Source organism: Gaoshiqia sp. US2 (assembly GCF_059705485.1).
Genome location: NZ_AP048550.1, coordinates 2,490,004 through 2,508,346, shown reverse-complemented (window position 1 = coordinate 2,508,346; position 18,343 = coordinate 2,490,004). Strand labels below are relative to the sequence as shown.

10 protein-coding genes are annotated in these 18,343 nt (G+C 45.9%); 3 read left to right on the top strand and 7 right to left on the bottom strand.

Annotated features, from left to right (window positions below):
• Positions 1-210: 210 nt before the first annotated feature.
• Positions 211-1,608 carry an IS1380 family transposase gene (locus AC6H3C_RS09975; protein ID WP_497515887.1) on the top strand — a complete coding sequence of 466 codons (1,398 nt, stop codon included), beginning with the start codon at positions 211-213 and terminating at the stop codon, positions 1,606-1,608.
• 228 nt (positions 1,609-1,836) lie between these two features.
• Here AC6H3C_RS09975 and AC6H3C_RS09970 read toward each other — a convergent pair whose 3' ends face one another.
• Complete coding sequence (locus tag AC6H3C_RS09970; protein ID WP_497520623.1) at positions 1,837-2,580, bottom strand: glycerophosphodiester phosphodiesterase family protein; 744 nt, start codon at positions 2,578-2,580, stop codon at positions 1,837-1,839.
• A gap of 564 nt (positions 2,581-3,144) precedes the next feature.
• On the opposite strand from AC6H3C_RS09970, the gene AC6H3C_RS09965 reads away from it, so the two are divergent.
• Positions 3,145-3,906, top strand: a complete 762-nt coding sequence (locus tag AC6H3C_RS09965; protein WP_497520622.1) for a DeoR/GlpR family DNA-binding transcription regulator — start codon at positions 3,145-3,147, stop codon at positions 3,904-3,906.
• 92 nt (positions 3,907-3,998) lie between these two features.
• Here AC6H3C_RS09965 and AC6H3C_RS09960 read toward each other — a convergent pair whose 3' ends face one another.
• Both AC6H3C_RS09960 and AC6H3C_RS09955 read right to left on the bottom strand, forming a co-directional pair.
• Positions 3,999-4,928: an HAD family hydrolase gene (locus AC6H3C_RS09960; RefSeq protein WP_497520621.1), complete on the bottom strand. Its 930-nt coding sequence runs from the start codon at positions 4,926-4,928 to the stop codon at positions 3,999-4,001.
• 94 nt (positions 4,929-5,022) lie between these two features.
• Positions 5,023-6,585, bottom strand: a complete 1,563-nt coding sequence (locus tag AC6H3C_RS09955; RefSeq protein WP_497520620.1) for a glycerol-3-phosphate dehydrogenase/oxidase — start codon at positions 6,583-6,585, stop codon at positions 5,023-5,025.
• Between the two features lie 305 nt (positions 6,586-6,890).
• Between AC6H3C_RS09955 and AC6H3C_RS09950 the strand changes: the two genes are divergently transcribed.
• A complete protein-coding gene (locus AC6H3C_RS09950; RefSeq protein WP_497520619.1) occupies positions 6,891-8,882 on the top strand; it encodes a retaining alpha-galactosidase in 1,992 nt (663 codons plus the stop codon).
• A gap of 78 nt (positions 8,883-8,960) precedes the next feature.
• Here AC6H3C_RS09950 and AC6H3C_RS09945 read toward each other — a convergent pair whose 3' ends face one another.
• The 4 genes from AC6H3C_RS09945 to AC6H3C_RS09930 form a co-directional block, all read right to left on the bottom strand.
• Positions 8,961-11,270, bottom strand: a complete 2,310-nt coding sequence (locus AC6H3C_RS09945; RefSeq protein WP_497520618.1) for a family 78 glycoside hydrolase catalytic domain — start codon at positions 11,268-11,270, stop codon at positions 8,961-8,963.
• 267 nt (positions 11,271-11,537) lie between these two features.
• The gene (locus tag AC6H3C_RS09940) at positions 11,538-14,690 is read right to left on the bottom strand and encodes a glycosyl hydrolase (RefSeq protein ID WP_497520617.1); all 3,153 of its coding nucleotides are present in this window, start codon (positions 14,688-14,690) and stop codon (positions 11,538-11,540) included.
• Between the two features lie 136 nt (positions 14,691-14,826).
• Positions 14,827-14,991 (bottom strand): hypothetical protein, encoded by a 165-nt coding sequence (locus AC6H3C_RS09935; RefSeq protein ID WP_497520616.1) that lies wholly within the window; start codon positions 14,989-14,991, stop codon positions 14,827-14,829.
• A gap of 190 nt (positions 14,992-15,181) precedes the next feature.
• Positions 15,182-18,310, bottom strand: a complete 3,129-nt coding sequence (locus AC6H3C_RS09930) for a glycosyl hydrolase (RefSeq protein WP_497520615.1) — start codon at positions 18,308-18,310, stop codon at positions 15,182-15,184.
• Between the last annotated feature and the right edge of the window lie 33 nt (positions 18,311-18,343).

Below are 18,343 nucleotides of genomic sequence, written 5' to 3'. Positions count from 1 at the left end.
TCGCATGGTCCAGGTCTCATCCATTAATTGGTATATCCTAATTTTTTCAAGAAAAAGTTTGCAGAATAACTCTTCCCTCTGTATTCGCAACATCAACGCGGCCCTTGTGCGTTTCAATGACTTTAGCCTGAATAATTCACAAAAACGAAGAAAAGCTCACGAAAATTAAAGATAAATTACTATCTTACAGCGTCTTACAACCGTATTTCCATGAGCTCTTCAGAAAATAAAATTACCGAAAAAACTCTGGACAAGCAAACAGACGTTGCAATTTGCCAGGGAAAACTCTTCGATTTACAACCAATTGACAATAAGCGTATTGAGGTAAGTTTTACTGCATCTGAGATTTCTTCAGATGGTGGTTTGCTGTTGGTCAAAGATATCGAGAGCCGGATTGGCATCATCAAGTCGCTGGTTACTTGTATTGAGGACACCCGGCATCAAAGCTATGTTGACCACTCTTTGGAAGAGATTGCTGCACAGCGGGTATATCAGATTGTTGCTGGATATGAAGATGCCAATGATTGCAATACCTTGCGCGATGACACGATCCTGAAAATGAGTGTTGGACGTTTGCCCATGACAGGGAATGCCTTGGCATCTCAATCAACTATGACCCGTTTTGAGAACACCCCAAGAGCCAGTGAACTGTACAACATCGCGTATGCCTTTGCCAATAAGTTTATTGAATCCTACCCTTCGGAACCTCCTGTGATTATTATCGATTGCGATGACACCAACATTGATACCCACGGGGGGCAGCAGTTAACCCTGTTCAATAACTATTACGGAGAGTATTGCTACATGCCCCTTCACATTTATGAAGGCTTGTCGGGAAAACTGATTACCACCATACTCAAACCAGGCAGGCGCAGCAAAAGTGCCAATGTTTTTGGGATACTCAAAAGGCTTGTTGCCCATTTGCGCAAATCGTGGAAAAATACGGTGATCATTGTTCGGGGCGACAGCCACTTTTGCAGCAAAGAGTTGATGGACTGGTGCGTTGGACAACCCAATATCCATTTTATAACTGGCTTGACCGGAAACAGCGTATTGAATTCGAGTGTTGAAACTCTTGTAAAGAGTTGCGAAAATGAATTTGCCAGATATGCCAAACCCATAAAGCGTTATCACTCATTTGGCTACAAAGCGGGTAGTTGGGAAAACCAGCAACGCGTGATTGTTAAAATCGAAGTGACAAGCAAAGGATCCAATATTCGTTTTATTGTAACCGACCTTTGGGAATACCGGACAAAGGCACTTTACGAACAAGGGTACTGCGGACGGGGCAGGATGGAACTCAATATCAAAGACCACAAAAACTACCTGCAATCAGGCCGGATGTCGTGCAATAGCTTTTATGCCAATCAGTTCAGGTTATTCTTGCATTCAGCCGCTTATGTGCTGATGCACTCGTTGCAGGAGAACATGCTAAAAACAAAGGGGTTGGCAGCTGTTACGATGAAGACATTACGTGAAAGGTTCATTAAAATTGCTGCCCAGGTTAGACAAATGAAGACAAAAATAAAAGTGGAATTTCCAGCTTCATGCCCGCAAGCCAAACTGCTTGAGAATTACTTCCTCGAAATCGGACAGTTGCGCCGTTAGCAACAACCCAACTATATTCAAAAATACATATTAATCAGGCACTTGCAAAGCACAAGATAAAATACCTATGTTCTGTGAAGAAAATACACACAATTTTTGGTCTAAAACTAAACAGGCCAACCTCTAAAATGACCAATCGAAAACAATCGCAGACAACAAATTTTCTTTTCAGCATATGGGTTATTAAATCCCACGGCTGAAAAAATCAAATATTCACCTTTTTAAAGTTTATGAATTATTCAGGTTAGGATGACCCGTCGTCAGCCATCCCAATTCGTCCAATTGCTTTGCCAAAACTTCTTCGATCCCCGGAAACAATTCAGGATTTTTTGTCTCCACGTAAATTCCGGGACGATTGCCGTTGTCGTCAGGATCTTTCTTAAAAGAATAGCTTCCGTCCCAGATCCCGTTTGCATTCCGTTTCTGCACTGGTTCGCCTGATCCATCTCGTTCGATACAATAACCTTCCGCTATTTTAACTACCTCTTCAAGGGTCGTGATTTTTTGTCCTTCAAATTGCCGGCGAGCCCGTTCTGAATTCTTTGCATTAAACCACGATCCGGCATCCAACATCCTCAGTTCTTTCAGGGTAAATGCGCTTACCGGCAAATTTTCTCTCTCGGGAAAAACATGTCCGATATTTGTTGTCCTTTTCAGATTGACATCATGCAAGGCAATTAACACACTATCTTTAGTCATTTGCAAATCCAATTCGAGGTAATCGGCCCCAATGTTCCGGGCCCAACGATAGGCTGCCTCGGTTTCTTCGGGAGTCCAGTAGGTACTGCCCCGGTGGGCAATAACAGGATGAGGCTTCACATCGCGATTGATTTCTCCTGGATGATTCGCCGGCGCTAAATCCGAACGTTCCAACCGGCTAACAAGATCACCTGAACCGTATGCAGCAAACAGGTTGTTAGCCGGACATACCGCGAAGACCATCAACCACATCCGGAACAGATATTTTTTCATCGTATAATTTTCAGTTTTTCCCATTCTTCCATTCATACACAACAAGCCAATACATACCGAGTAACGAATAAGTCGGAAACATTCGAAAAATTTCAGTTTCAGTTTCACATATGTTTATATATTCTTTTTATATTATCTATTAATAGTCTCTTTGTTGTGAAAGATAGTATTAATATGAAATAAAAACAAATATTTCGAAATATTTCCGAATCAAACACGATATTTTTCAAAACATATCAACCCTTATCCCTGCCCGACAAGCTTTTAAGCCCGTTTCTTCATCAAAAAGGTTCCGGCTTATATCTTCTCATACCACCTGCTGATGAAGGTTCATCAACCTGCTCCGCAAAGAAGAAGCAAACAGATTACAAATCAATTAAGGATCAGTTATTCTTACATTACGCTTCTCCCGTGCATACCGCGCGAGATGTATCCCTTCCGGGTTTTGCATCAACCCGCCCGGTGAAGCCCGGGAAAAACCGACTCCAAAAAGTACTTCATCCTTTTTTCTTACAATTGCCGGTATTTTTCATACTTTTGAAGGAAAATTATCATTTCACCATTATGATTACATCACAACGCCACAAGTACATCCTTGAGAAAGTTGCCCAAAAGGGATTTGTATCGGTATCAGAACTCGGTGAAGAGTTAAATGTTTCGACAGTAACAATTCGAAAGGACCTGAAAGCCCTTGAAGAAAGAAAACTACTATACAAAACCCACGGTGGCGCCAGTTCGATCGACCCCTACATCAACGACCGGCCTGTTAACCTGAAAGAAAGCATTGAAGTAGAGCAAAAGGAATTGATTGCCAGAAAAGCTGCTGAGCTGGTGATGCCGAATGATTCAATTATCATTGCTTCCGGAACTACCGTGCTGGCGCTGGCGAAAGCCTTACATCCCGACCGGAACCTGACAGTTCTGACAAGCGCCATGAATGTGACCCTGGCGCTCCTGCAACACGAGAACATTGAAGTTGTACAATTGGGCGGCATTGTCCGGAAAAGTTCATCGTCGGTAGTAGGCTTTTATGCCGAAAGTATGCTTCAGAACTTTGCCTGCAGCAAGCTGTTTCTTGGAGTTGACGGCATTGACCTGGATTTTGGTCTGACCACGACGAATTTAATGGAAGCCCAGCTTAATCAGCAGATGATGAAAATCGCCCAAAAAGTGGTGGTGATTGCCGATGCAACCAAGTTCGGGAAAAAGGGCTTTGGCAAAATCTGCGATCTGGATAAAGTGGATATTATCATTACAGACAAAAGAATTCCCGAGCCTTTTGTGAAAAAAACAGAAGAACTCGGGATTCAGTTATTCATTGTCTGACAGTCATTTGTATTTTAAAACCGGTCTATTTCGAACGGCTTAAAGGCCATTATATCCGAGTCGTGCCGGTTTTCTTTTCTTTCGGAAAATAATCATTTCGGATTAGACTTGTTTTTCCTGATCTTCCAGGCTTCGGTATGAAACGTCACACGGGGGTCAGCCACATCGTTACACGTCACAATCAATGCGCCTTCTTTTTCCCAATACGACTTAACAGTGTGCCCGCTCATCGGCCCGTCTTCGGCTCCCCTCACCGTTTCATCATCGGGGTTCACAACAATCTTTAAACCAACCGACTGGTTCAGCATATCCATGTCGCCGCGGCTGTTACCACCTACAATCAGCGGATGCGCTTTTATGAAGGTTTCGATGGTATGCGCTTTCCCGTCATCCTGGGGAATCGGAAGAATAATTTCGCCGGTGGTTTTTCCGTCAGCCACCACGCATTTGGCCCCAACCACATGGATCGTGGAAAGGCCTAATTCTTCAGCGACAAATTTCTGATACAACAATTCCGGCGAAGCTGTCAAGATCCAAACCTCAAAACCATATTCTTTCAGATTGGCAATCAGCTCTTTCATTTCCGGGTAGAACTTTCCTTTGTAAGATTTCCGGTAACAATTATAACCAATCATTTCAATTTCTTCGGGTGAAAGTCCGGCCAGGAAATGAACGCGATCTTCCACATAAACCTTACCCACATTATCTCCGTTTTTGACCATTCGGTCCAAAATAGCCAGTTTCTCTTTCGCCTCGCGGTCATTTCTTTTTTTCAACACCTCATCGGCATACTGATAAAGCGCCTCATCGGCCAAATAAAAAGGAACCTGACCGAAGGTTGTTCCGTCGCAATCGAACACGGAAACTTTCCGTTCCTTCATCGGCAAGGTCGAGTTTAAAAAACTCTCCAGCTTGTCATTCACCGAGTCCGGCCAACCTTTAACCGGACGAAACGTTTGTGCCTGCACCGCTTGCAACAGACACACAATCAATAAAAAACAGATCAGTGTTACTTTTTTCATCGTCTTTGTTTTTCTTTATTTCAGGTAAAAATTAAGTTTTGCCTAAGGCTGATGAATTTAACAGATATTTTTATGTCATTCAAATTTTGCCGCCCTAATTCAACAGGTAACTTTTTGCCAGTTTCGAGTAGCTGGCCACCTGATCTGCTTCCCAAAGCTGATCCCTCCCCAATTCACGCGCCATAATGCCGGCAACTTCCGCAGCCATCATAATGCTTTCCCGTGCATCCAGCAGCAGGGCCCTTGTTCTTCGCGCAAGAAAATCCTCCACGGTCCGGGCCATTTCTTCCCGAACCGCCCACACCACCTGGGCTTTGATAATTTTCATCCCGACGCTCAGACTTTCCCCCAACTCAGGATTTTCCCGGACGAGTTTCATAACGGCCTCTTCATCCGTTCCGTACAAGGACAATGGCCCTTGATTTCCGTTTAATTCTTTTGAACCATGAATGGGTAAGGACCGGGTTACGGCCTTGCGCTGCGGTAATTTTCCAACCTCAATGAGCTTGTCAACCGAATCTTCTGCCATTTGCCGGTAAGTAGTCCATTTTCCTCCAATGATCGTAACCAGATTTGATTCGCTGACAACAATCCGGTGTCCCCGTGATATTTCTTTCGTTTTCTTGTTATCGCCTGTCGGTGCAGCCAGTGGCCGCAGTCCGGCGAAAACACTTTTCACATCAGCTCGGGTTGGGGCCTTTTTAAGAAACCGACCCACAGTTTCCAAAATAAAATCGACTTCTTCCTGTAAGGCCATTGGCTCCAGTTCGGCTTTTTCCTTCTGGATATCCGTCGTACCGACCACCACCTTATCGTGCCAGGGAATGGCAAATAAAACGCGCCCATCGCTTGTTTTGGGGATCATAATCGCATAATCGCCCGGAACAAATTCCTTATCCAGCACCAGATGCACTCCCTGGCTCGGACGAACAATGTCTTTCGCTGAAGGATCATCCATACGCAGGATCTCATCAACAAAAACACCGGTTGCATTCAACACGGTTTTGGACTGAATCGTATATTCTTTTCCTGTCTCCTGATCCACGGAAACGACTCCGTTTATCTTCCCTTTATTTTTCAACAGCTTCACCACCTTCATGTAGTTCAGGATGGTTCCGCCATGATCTGTTACGGTTTGCACCATATTTACGGCCAGGCGGGAGTCATCAAACTGACCGTCGTGATAAACGACCCCTCCCCGTAATTGATCGTGAATTAAAGTAGGAATCCGGTCCAGCGTTTTCTTTTTCGCCGATGGAAAAGACCTTCCAAGTCCCAGCTTTCCGGCCAACAGGTCATACAGGGTTAAACCAATGGTGTAAAAAGGTTTCTCCCACCACTGATATGCGGGGATGATAAAGCGCTGATCTTTCACCAGGTGCGGAGCATTCTTTTTCAACAACCCACGTTCGCGCAAGGCCTCCAACACCAAAGCGACATTACCCTGGGCCAAATACCGAACCCCTCCGTGAACCAGTTTGGTACTTCGGCTGGATGTTCCTTTCGAAAAGTCGTATTGCTCCAGCAACAGTGTTTTAAACCCGCGGGTAACCGAGTCAATCGCCGCACCTAAACCGGAGGCTCCTCCGCCAATAATCACAACATCCCATACCTGATCGGCTTGTGCGATTTCGTTTAGTTCCTTATCCCTGTTCATAGTCGATATGTATAGTTTCTTTTAATTTTATAATGTTTCTTTTAATTACAAATTAACGTTATTATAAAAACAAAAGCAAATATTCTGAAACTTTTCTAAAGTAAAAAAACAATTTGGATTGAAGGCAAAAATGTGATCACAGGAACTATTCACAATTTGCCTGACCATCAGTCATGATTTTCCTCAGATTTTCCGAAAAAATGGAAGGCAGTTAAAAAATAACAATCAGGTGAAACACTGGAAAAATATATTATTGTATCTTTAATCCCGCTTTAAGTTAAATACTCACATAATATTACTACCAGATGAAAACATCAATTACATGTATCTTTTTATTTCTTTTTGCTATAGTTGGCTTTGCTCAACCGCACGTACTAAAATCGCCCGACGGTAAACTTCAGGTGACGGTAGAAACCGGAAATCAACTCCGGTTCTCGGTCAGCCACGACCAAACCGAAGTTTTGGCCGAGTCTCCGATCTCGATGACCCTGAAAAACGGGACTGTTTGGGGAATAAACCCGAAACTGAAAAGTAAAAAGGCTCAAAGCGTTAATCAAACGATCAACGCTTCCATTTACAAGAAAAGCGAAATTCCGGATGTTTATAATGAACTTATTCTGAATTTCAACGGAAATTACAGCGTGACCTTCCGGGCCTACGACCAGGGAGTCGCTTACCGGTTCACAAGCACCGTCAAGGAAGATATTTTTATCCAAAACGAAGAAGTCAATCTGAATTTCAGCCACGACAACCAGGCCTTGGTCCCCTATGTACGGGATTTTGACCCGCAAAATTTCGACAGGCAATTTTTCAATTCTTTTGAAAATACTTACGCCCATCTGAAATTAAGCGAATTGAACAAAGACCGTCTGATGTTTTTGCCGATGGTGGTCACATTGAATGACGGGAAAAAATTGTGCTTCACCGAAGCCGACCTGGAAAGTTATCCGGGCCTTTACCTGATAAACCGGACCGGAAATACTTCCCTGACCGGAGTTTTCGCTCCGTATCCGAAACAAACGCAACAGGGCGGCCATAATATGCTGCAGCAAATTGTGACCGAACGGGAGGACTATCTGGCCAAAATAAGCGGACCACGTAGTTTCCCGTGGCGCGTACTGGCGGTATCGGCCAACGATAAGGAATTATTGAACAACGATCTGGTTTATCAGCTGGCATCTCCTTCGCGCGTACCGGATATTTCGTGGATTAAACCCGGGAAAGTTGCGTGGGACTGGTGGAACGACTGGAATATTTACGGTGTCGATTTCAGGGCAGGGATCAACAATGATACCTATAAATATTATATCGATTTTGCTGCAGACCACGGAATTGAATACGTTATTCTGGATGAAGGATGGGCTGTTAACAAACAAGCCGACCTGCTGCAGGTAGTTCCTGAAATTAATGTGAAGGAACTGGTTGGTTACGGAAATGCCAAAAACGTGGGAATTATTCTCTGGGCAGGCTACTGGGCTATGGACCGCGATCTGGAAAACGTATGCCGAACCTACGCCGAAATGGGTGTCAAAGGCTTTAAGGTGGATTTTATGAACCGCGACGACCAGCACATGGTCGATTTTTATTACCGTTGTGCCGCCACTGCCGCCAAATACAAACTGATGATCGATTACCACGGAGCCTATAAACCCACCGGTCTCCACCGCACTTACCCCAATGTAATCAATTTTGAAGGCGTATTCGGACTGGAGCAGTTGAAATGGTCATCATCCGAAGTCGATATGGTGACTTACGATGTAACCATGCCCTATATCCGAATGCTGGCCGGACCGCTCGATTACACGCAGGGCGCCATGCGTAATGCTTCGCGTCACAACTACCGGCCGGTAAACAGCGAACCCATGAGCCAGGGTACGCGTTGCCGCCAACTGGCCGAATACGTGATTTTCGAATCGCCCTTCAACATGCTTTGCGACAACCCATCGAACTATATGAACGAGCCGGAAAGTACCCGTTTCATCGCTGAAATACCAACAGTATGGGACAAAACAGTTGCACTTGACGGCAAAATCGGTGAATATATCGCTATCGCCCGTCAAAAAGATGGCGTATGGTACGTGGGCGGATTGACCAACTGGGACAAACGTGAACTCACCGTCGATTTGTCGTTTCTGGATGAAGGAAACTATCAGCTGGAGATTTTCAGGGACGGGATCAATGCCGACCGGGCTGCCCGTGATTACAAAAAAGAAATTGTGCCTCTGCCTGCCAATAAAAAATTAACGGTTCTCATGATGCCCGGCGGCGGGTTTGCCGCAAAAATCACTAAAAACTAACAGGCTGCTAAAGCTATAAACCAGGGAGAACAGGATTACTTTTCCGAAAGAGAAGGAAAGCTGTTCTCCCTGAAAAATTTAGTCCGAAATCACTTCAAATACTGAATTTCCGGAACCAATTCCTTCAATAACCGCATACTTTCCTTCCTGACGATATTTTACGGCAGTCCCGTTCATCATCACCTGCTGCGATTTCGACCAGCATGGTAAATACACATTGGCCGTTGAGTTTGCCGGAATGGTTACCTTTAAACGAAACGACTTTCCGGGATCGTTATCAAACGAAACGTTCACATCTCCCCGGATAGTCGGATGTTTTATTTCGGCATGAGACAGACTGGCGGGTTGAGGTTTGATCCGTATTTTTCGAAACCCGGGTTCCAGCGGTTCAATGCCCATCAGCTTGCGCGGGATGATATTGGCCGGCACGGCGCCCCAGGCATGGTTCCAGTCCTGGTTGGGCTTGTATTTGTTGTCCCAGGCTTCCATCGAAATGGTTGAACCGGCCCTGATCATGTTGTACCAGCTTCGTTCCGAAGTTGAAGTCAGCAACTCCAGCCCGTAATCCGCGTTATTCCCGTCATAAACCGCGTCCATCAAAAACTGCGAGCCATAAACGCTGCAGGCCATGCCCCGCGACCGGATAAAATCGTTAATGACCGCGATATTTTTTTCAGGGGTCAGTCCGAAAGCCAGCGGAAACATATTGGCGTGCAGCGAAGCGTGGCCGGTGCCAATGCCATCGACATAAATTTTCCGCTTTTTGTCGATCAGCTTTGAATTGAAGACTTTTTTCAGGTTAGCTGCCCGGATGCTGTAAAACTCACTTTCGTCCGGTTTATCCAATTGATTGGCAATGGCGCCCATCACTTTCAACGCAAAATAATGATAGGCATTCACCACCGTATTTATATCCTGAAAAACAAAGCCGTCGGTTTCGCCCAATTCGTTTTTGCCCAGGCCAAGGATGCCGGTGTGCGGCCAATCCACGATGTCGCGCAGGTTGTCGTTCAGGTGGATTGATTGCAGCACGTCGGGCATCACTTTCCCGGTGCGGGTGCTGATAAATCCGTCTTCACCGGCCAAAGCCAGCAAGGTTTTGGCTTTTAAATCGGTGTAAAATTGCTCCAGCGATTCTTTATTTCCGGTGTAGATAAAATCGTTCCACGCCATTATTACCGATTGCAAAATCCACTCGGTAGGCCAGGTGGCATGATGAATGAGGTACTCGTGCGAATAGCGTCCCATGCTGTATTCGCGGGCAACGCCGTAATGCCCGAGCTGGTTGATCAGCGCATCGGCTTCGTAAGGAATTCTCTCCCGGTCGCCATCCACATAAATGCCTGCAAACGAGGTCGCTTTCATTGAATATTTGCACAAATCCCAAACCTGGTTCAGCACCGTATCGGAACTGGTGAAAAACGATTCTGCTTCATCAAAAGGATAAAACACGCTTTCGCGGATAACCTGGTGTTTTTCAAGCCGGCCATCATAAGCTTCAATTTCGCAATAACGGAAAGGCAACACATCGCCGATTTCAACCGGGATGGGAATGGCCCGCGGGCCGGTGTTCCGTTTGTCGGGCGCGATGGTGATGATGTACGTATTCCAGCCATTCTTCAACGCCAACGGATATTCCGAAAAGCGGATGCTTCCGCCGGGATTCCAGTCGATCCGGCCGTCTTTGACCGCTTCTCCCATGCGGATTTTGACCGTATCGCCTCCTTTTTTCCCTTCCAAAGTCAGGCGCAAACGCCCAAACGCTGCTTTGCCAAAGTCAATGAAAGATTCGTTTTCGGCGCCAGCTTTGATGGCCACCGGAAACTCGTCTTGTTTTTGCAGCGGATAACGGGCAGTGGCATAATCATGCAAGCCGGCAGCCATTTTAAATTGGGAGATGGTTGAATAAGCCGATTCCACGCCGTGGTTGTCCCAGGTTTTTACCTTCCAGAAATAAACCAAATCAGGCTGAAGGGCTTTGCCTTCATAGCGAACATTCACCGACCGGGCGCTTTCTGTTTTGCCGCTGTCCCAATAATCGCCCACATCGTTTTGAATATCCTTCAGGCTGGAAGCGACTAAAATTTGGTAAGCTGTCTGTAGGGTGTTGTTTTGATCGGAATTGACCACCCATCCAAAAAACGGTTGTTTTTGGGCAATTTCTGCAAACCGAAAATTTTCCCCGCGCCCGATCGCTTCGTGCAGCGGGGTCTGCACCGGATATCCGTTCAGAAAAACCTGCCCTGCATGCGACAGCAGGTTAATGGTCAGGCCGGAAGGTTGATTGGGTTCAGTGGCCGCATGGCTAAGGAAATGTGTTCCTGAAAAGCAAAGAAGCATTAAAAACCGGAGGCAGAGGTAACGGGAAAGTGCATGGATTTGATTCATCGTTGTTGGTTTTGGAAAGTTTTCCGTATTTTGTTTTGTTAAAATTTGCACATAAAACTACATTTTTTGGGAATAAGTTTTAAGAATGAATAAGTGTGGTATTTTTTCCTTGATTTACCCCTAAATCCCATAAAGGGGACTTTAGCCGCTTACAAGCTTTAGCGATGCTTGGAGCAGGCCCCCTTCAGTGGGTTGGGGGTGAACGTACGACAATAATAAGTTTCCATTACTTATGTGGTTCAAAAACAAATTCAAAAAACAACCAATTTACTTCATGCAATACACTTTGAACGGTTCAAACAAACCATAATCGATCAAGGCATATTCCGAAGCGCCGGGGCTTTTCTCGGGCGCGTTCATCCACGCGTGCGGCCCCCAGATCCAATTGTCGTTTTTGTTGTAAAATACGCCGAAAGTATTTTTAAGGCTTCCGGTAATTTTAACGGTAATTTCGTTCTGCCCGTTTTCCAGTTCACCGGTAATATCCAGTTCATAGGGCGCCCAGGCAATCAAACCGGCAGGCTTACCATTCACCAGCACTTCGGCAACCGTGCCTTTCCACTGTCCCAGTTTGAGTTTATAGGCACATCTACCTTCCTTTTCGATTTGGAAGTTTTGGGAATAGGAAACCTGCTGCGAATAAAACGGCATGCCAGCTGCCGCCCATGAGCCCATATCCGTGAGTTCACCTTCCGTAAGCATAAACCCGTTGGTATCGGGTTTCACCAGAAAACCGCCCAATAAATAAACCGGCATAATTTCCGTCAGAATAGTCATTCGCGGCGATTTTAAGGTGATGGTGTTTTTGCCGTTTTTCAGCGATTGCCCAATGGCAAACACCGGAAAATCTTTGTCAATCCAATATGCGTCGGGGACTTTTTCCGCCGGTTCACCGTTAACAAAAACCTGCCATAATTCGGGACGTTCAACTGCTGCCAGTACGTTTTTGACTGTTTCTTCCGAAAGATTTTTGTCGAGATAAAAATGATAATTCGCCTCAAACCCGGAGCCGGACTGAAACAACGAATCCATCTCCAAATAGCTCTTTCTGTACTGAATTTTATGCTGCCACGGATTGCCGATCTCTACGCCGTTTTCGGTGAACAAATGATTGGCCGCTTTAACAAAATAAACTTCGTTCTGGTCCGTTTTGGCCGTTTTTAGATCCAGGTAATTGATTGGCAGTAGGTTGTCAGAATCGCGCTTGACCGTTATTGCTCCGGAAGCAGTTATTTCTTCGCCAGTCTCAGTATTGAAAACAAATTCCGGCGCATTGCTTTTCTCATTGGTAACCGCGAACAAAGCGCTTCCGCCGGGTTGCAGTTCAAACTCAAAAGATAACCGTTTGTTGGCTGAAGTGGCCGGATAAGAAAATTCTTTTCCGCTCAGCAAATCAATCCAAATTACCTGTTTTCCCTGTACCGAGACAGTGGCTGCCGCCTTTTCGGTTTCATGCGAATTCACCACAAAAACCAGTTGCCCGTCATCCAGGATACGGCGTTGGTGGTATAACATGCCGTTGTTGGTTTTGTCCTGCATGTCAAATTCGTTACCGGCTAACAACTGGCTGGCAACATCGTCATCCAAATCGCGGGCAAAAAACCACTGCTCCGGATATTGGCTGGCCAATTGGTTCACTTTGTCAGACCCGGCGCCGTCAAGCTTCGAAATACGATTGATGAAACTCAATATTTTGCCACCTTGGTCGAGGTATTTTTGGAAAAGCTCAAATGTTGGCTGATCGATATTTTCCATTTCCGAGGGAATGACCACCAGCGAATACTCACGCTGCCCGACAACCAATTTGCTGCCTTTTACCTGTCCCAATTCTTTCAACACATTCTCCGAACCGAGGTCATATTCCCAATGTTTTTGTTCCAGTTGATACACAAAATTTTTAAAGCCGTCGCGGATTGTATTGATGGCCTGATTTTTATCTTTCCTCGAAAAATACATCCATGCCGTGGTGTTGGGCTGAAGGACCAGCGTGTGGTTAATCTGCTGGCCTGCAGCCGTCGCCATGCTGATCCGCCCGATGTAATCGCCCAAAATTTTGTAATGTGCCCACCACGGTTCGTGATACGAAAAGGACGGTGGATAATCGAACTTGCGGACGCCTTTGATCGTGTAATACGAAAGATGCTGGTTGACAAAATTGACGCCCAATACCGCCTGCCAGTCGGCCAGCCGCTTTTGTTCAGCAAAATCCATTTGCCAGCCGCCGCCGCCATAAGTTTCACTCAAAGTCCGGGTCCGCCCCGCCTGGTTGGCAGCGCTCGCCAGTTCGCGGACGGCGCGGTCGTTTCCAAACTGTCCGCCCAAACCTTCTTGGTCCAGTTTGTTGCCCAACATATCAACCCCAGGTTGCTGGTGCCAGATGTAAAAAGCGGCTTCGTCAAAACCATGCGTTGGCTCGGGCCAGCCATGTTCCCAATAGTGGCCGGTCCATTTCAGGCCCTTTTCGTCGCAGTATTTACTCCAGGGCTTTGCCCAGCGGTCAATAAACAGTTCGAGCAGCAATTCGTAATAGTCGTGCCTCACTTTTTTCCAGTCACCTGTTTCTTCAACCAGCGACGGGAGGTTTACTTTCAGATCATATCCCCAACGCTCCTGAAAAGCCTCCCAAAGGTCAGGCGTCCAGCGCAGCATGGTTCCGCGCGGCATGGCCGCTTCCAGGTTCGGCTCATCGGTGAAAATGCCCGGAAGCGTGTTGCCAAAATCGGCGTTGTTTTGCTCATAACCTTTCGTCATGGTCAGGTCGATAAATTTTTCGGTCACCCCTTTCACTAAAAGGTCAACATACGTAAACCCGCCGTACCAGGGCGATTTTTGCGGATAGGTTTTCCTGAAGATATAGAAGTTCCCTTTTTTGCCGGCCCACTGAGCCAGTTCGGAAGTGATGTTGGTAAAACCATTTTCGGTTTGATGAAGCGCCACCGCAATAGTATCATTTGGCGTGATCGTCAGTACCTGCTGAATTTCGAGGCCCAGCCCGGCACCGTGTTGGTAGGAATCGGGCATTTCTGCAGGTACATGGCCGCCTGCAAAACCGGAGGGATAAGAATTTTCATCATAAATCCATACTTTCATGTCCAGCTCTTTCCCTTTTTGAACGGCAAAATCAAACAGGTGAAACCAGTCTTCCGAAAGATATTCCGTGATCAATCCCGGGCGCGGGTGCACAAAAACGCCGCCGATGCCGGCTTTTTTGAATTCCTCCATTTGAAAAGCAATTCCTTCTTCCGTGATCTGGTCGTTCCAGTCCCACAGCGGGGCGCTGCGGTATTCCGATGGCGGATCGGCAAGCAGTTGTTTCAGTTCGGCATAGCTATGAATTCCTTCGCGAACGGTTTTTTTGTTACATCCAAAGATGAACAGGGAGAAAAAGGCCGCAAAAACCAGCAGATGGATCTGTTTCATTGTGTTTTTGATTTAGTCAGGTTTTATCAACAAGTTTAGTTACGTGCAAGTTATGAATTATTTGCCCTTCCTTCAATTTAAAAAATGACTGAAAAACTTTAAATTTTGACACTCGGTGTTTCTTGTATTTACCGGTTTAATAGTTGCCGTGTTTCAGGCATAGTTCAATGAATTTTTCAACCCGTTCCGGACTGACGTCATTTTGAATAATATGTGCCGGAGCAATCATATAACCGCCGTTTTTGCGGAGAATGCTGATCTTTTCAATGATGTCAGCTTCCAGTTCTTCGTCGCTGCCCATAGCAGTCCGCAGTTCATTGGCACTGATCCGGTAGTGACATCTTCATAAAGATTTTCAGTATAATTTACCGGGACTCCCAACTTTTTCCCGAAATAATCAGAGAGTTCCGGCACAAATCAAACTTGGACAGGACCCCGGTCAGGCATGCCCGGCAAGCGTTTAAAGGACTTTAATACACGTTCGCGTGATTTCATTTATCAGATAGTTGAAATGTTTCTTTGATTGTTAGGCTGACCGGACCGATCAGTCCCGATTTACGAAGTAAAGAATCTGCGTTTGTCGTGTCAAACTTATTGATATTTGTTTTTGTAAAACGCTTTTCAACAGCCAGTTTTCCATCTCCAATCAAACGGTTGGGCCAAAGGTTGGTTATTTCTATCTCCAGGTTGTTTGTCCCTTCTTGTACATAGTTTGAAATATCCACTTGATAAGGTGGCGCCCAGCATAAATTAAACCGGTGCCCATTTAATTTCACAACGGCCATTTCGTGCAGGTTTCCGAGATTCAATAGCACCTTCGCCCCCACTATTTCGTTTTTGTCTATGGAAAATGTTTTTTGATAGGTTGCTGATCCCGAGTAATATTTTACTCCCTCTGTCTCAGAATCAGTCCATGAATGTAATTTTTCAAAATCGACCATTTGGGGCCCGCCCCATGCCGGGTCAAAATACACTTTCCATTTCCCGTTAAGCGGGTTAAGTTGATTCCCATTTTCAAACAAAACCGAGTTCACTTGTCCATTTGACCAATGCAAGGTGAATTTTCCCGGCTCAGCAACAGACATCGCCCAGTTGTTGCCTGCCTTTTCAAATTCAAATAAGGGATTCTCTTTCGCCGATATTTCATTTCCGGGGAAAATGAGCTGGTCATCTTTCTCAACGTTCACAATATGCTGCTCGTTGCCGGAACCGGTAAACACAACAAAAACAGAACCTTCAGGCGCCAGATGCAGGGGGACAACAGTCAGGCCATCTTCTTCGTGATAAGCAAGAACCGGTTTCATTTCGCCTGTTTGCGGATTCCAGAGGTTTGGTTTTTTGCCGCTCACCCTGAATTTGCATTCCACTTGCTCATAACGATCCGGCAAGTCGGTCAAATAACGGTATTGAAAATCATTGATCCCCTTTCTTGCGAAACGATTGACGATAAAATAAATATCTGCACTGGCAGTCCTGCGGTGAATGTAATCCAACGCTGTTTCTTTATCCGGGCTTGAAAATGCAAGATCGGGGTTCACCCGCATCCCGGCCAAAACCTCATTGACATCCTGTCCCCAAATGACCCTGCCTTTTCCATAGCAGTTTTCGGTGATTTTTTCGCCATCAATATTGCCCCATAAGCGGGCGACGACGGCTGCCAGTTCTTTATCGCTTTTCGGGTATCCTTTTAGTCCTGTTGTTGCTTTTGGGCGCGGTGCCATAACAGTCAAACCTGCCTTCACCAGTTCCTCCACTTTTTTCAATACTTCCAGGTCAATGGCTTGTTCCGGGGCCAAAACAAGAATCCGATAACTCATTCCATCTGGCAAAACGATTTTTTCACCATCAAACGAAACCCGGTTCAGGATGACGTCTTTGGAACACTTGTCCCAATCGTAACCAAATTTCAGCTCAGGGTATTCTTCCTTCAGGAAAACAAAATTTGGCACGTCGTCGCCGTAATAGTACAACACGTCGGCAACAAAAACACCTTGCTGGAGCAGGTAACTACATCGGTTCAGATAGCTGATGAAATCATTGGACTGCTCCCACCAGGTCACATTCGGGTTCAGGTGTGTGCCTGCGAAATATTCGTTGCCCGGTTTGCCAAATTCTTTAGGTGAAGAGGTGAAAGTGTGCCAGACAATCCGGTTTACTCCTGAACAGAAGATACGGTCGAGATTGGCTTTCAGGTCATTTGGTGAACGTTCCCACTGCGGGCCAATGCTGGTCGGGCCCTCGGCAGCAACAAAACGTTTACCATTGGTATGCGCCACGCACGCGCTTTGTTTAACGGCCAACCGGGCGGCATCAGATACACGGTGCGTATTGGACCGCGCCCAAAATTCGCCCTGAGGAAAGTCGCTGATGGCCATTACCTTCAGCGCATCGACCGGAGCTGAATGCGGTCCGCCCGATTCAGGATGGATGCCCATGCCATGTTTATGTGCAAGCTCAGCAAATAATTTATAATGATATTCTGCGACACAATCGCCGACAGTTTTTCGCAAATCATGCAGGAACCGGTTTGACACATTCTGGCTTTCAACTACACGGCCCGTCATCACGGGAAGGTATTTGTCAGGTTTGTAACCTCTGAATCTTTCAAATTCTTCCTGAAACCGGTTTGTCCAGTTCACTGTTCCCATTTCCCAACTGTCGGTTTGCAGAAATTTAACACTTTTTCCAACAGCCTGTGCCGAATCGATGAGTGGTTGGATGACCATTTCACGGAATAGTTCAAACGCATCAGGATTTAAATGATCGAGCGACAATCCCTCCCAGCCGTCACTGGTTGTCGAGGTGCGTGCGCCCGTGCAGGTCCATCCATAACGGATTACCAGCCAGTTACCTTTTGGGGCATTCCATCTTAACGTTGTTCCGTCAAAATTTGAAGTTAAATCAATAATGTCTTTTTTTTGGATGATGTCAACCGCTGCCGGGTTATCGAATCCTTCACGCAGCTCGTGTAACGGATAAATCCCCTGCCAGCCCATGGCGCTGTTAAATGATTTTTTGTCCCAATTGGTGATGGCATCATTTTTTACCGGCGAATCTTTTGCAGGCAACGGAATGGCCTGTACGATCACATCTTTGTACGTCAATTTTGTTTCAGGCTGAGGCAGTTCGATTATCACTGGTTTTCCTCCTGTAACTTCGGTTTCGGTGTAAACCAGTTTTTTTAATGCCATTTCAGGAGTGATGGAGGGGGCGCCGGGGTTCCATCCGCTTTGCACATTCACGCTTAGTTCAATACCAACCCGGTCGGCTTCTTTTACGGCATGTTGGTATAGTTCCATCCACTCAGCGCTCATAAAAACGGGGCCTACAGCGGTTTTTTGTGCCACCGTGTAATTTGAACTTCCTGCGTCAACGATTGAAGCGCCTTCGTAACCTTTGGCTTTCATTTCCTCCAGGTCACGGGTGATTGATGCTTTGGTCGCCATGCTGTTAAGCCACCACCAGTAGCAACGGAGGCCGGACTCGGCCGGCGGATGGAGGAAGCCGTCTTTGATCGCATCAATATTTGTTGATTTGTCTGTATTTAATGGGTAGGAATTTTGCCCTGAACCATTCAAAAAAGCAAAGGTAACTATAAGTAAAAGGATCGTTTTGTTCATGTTAGTTACGTTTAGGTTATTTCAGAGACGAAT

Excerpts from the sequence above, each read along its gene's own strand:
- AC6H3C_RS09955 (WP_497520620.1), bottom strand. The coding sequence starts at position 6,585 with ATGAACAGGGATAAGGAACTAAACGAAATCGCACAAGCCGATCAGGTA.
- AC6H3C_RS09945 (WP_497520618.1), bottom strand. The coding sequence starts at position 11,270 with ATGAATCAAATCCATGCACTTTCCCGTTACCTCTGCCTCCGGTTTTTA.
- AC6H3C_RS09935 (WP_497520616.1), bottom strand. The coding sequence starts at position 14,991 with ATGGGCAGCGACGAAGAACTGGAAGCTGACATCATTGAAAAGATCAGC.
- AC6H3C_RS09970 (WP_497520623.1), bottom strand. The coding sequence starts at position 2,580 with ATGAAAAAATATCTGTTCCGGATGTGGTTGATGGTCTTCGCGGTATGT.
- AC6H3C_RS09965 (WP_497520622.1), top strand. The coding sequence starts at position 3,145 with ATGATTACATCACAACGCCACAAGTACATCCTTGAGAAAGTTGCCCAA.
- AC6H3C_RS09930 (WP_497520615.1), bottom strand. The coding sequence starts at position 18,310 with ATGAACAAAACGATCCTTTTACTTATAGTTACCTTTGCTTTTTTGAAT.
- AC6H3C_RS09960 (WP_497520621.1), bottom strand. The coding sequence starts at position 4,928 with ATGAAAAAAGTAACACTGATCTGTTTTTTATTGATTGTGTGTCTGTTG.
- AC6H3C_RS09975 (WP_497515887.1), top strand. The coding sequence starts at position 211 with ATGAGCTCTTCAGAAAATAAAATTACCGAAAAAACTCTGGACAAGCAA.
- AC6H3C_RS09940 (WP_497520617.1), bottom strand. The coding sequence starts at position 14,690 with ATGAAACAGATCCATCTGCTGGTTTTTGCGGCCTTTTTCTCCCTGTTC.
- AC6H3C_RS09950 (WP_497520619.1), top strand. The coding sequence starts at position 6,891 with ATGAAAACATCAATTACATGTATCTTTTTATTTCTTTTTGCTATAGTT.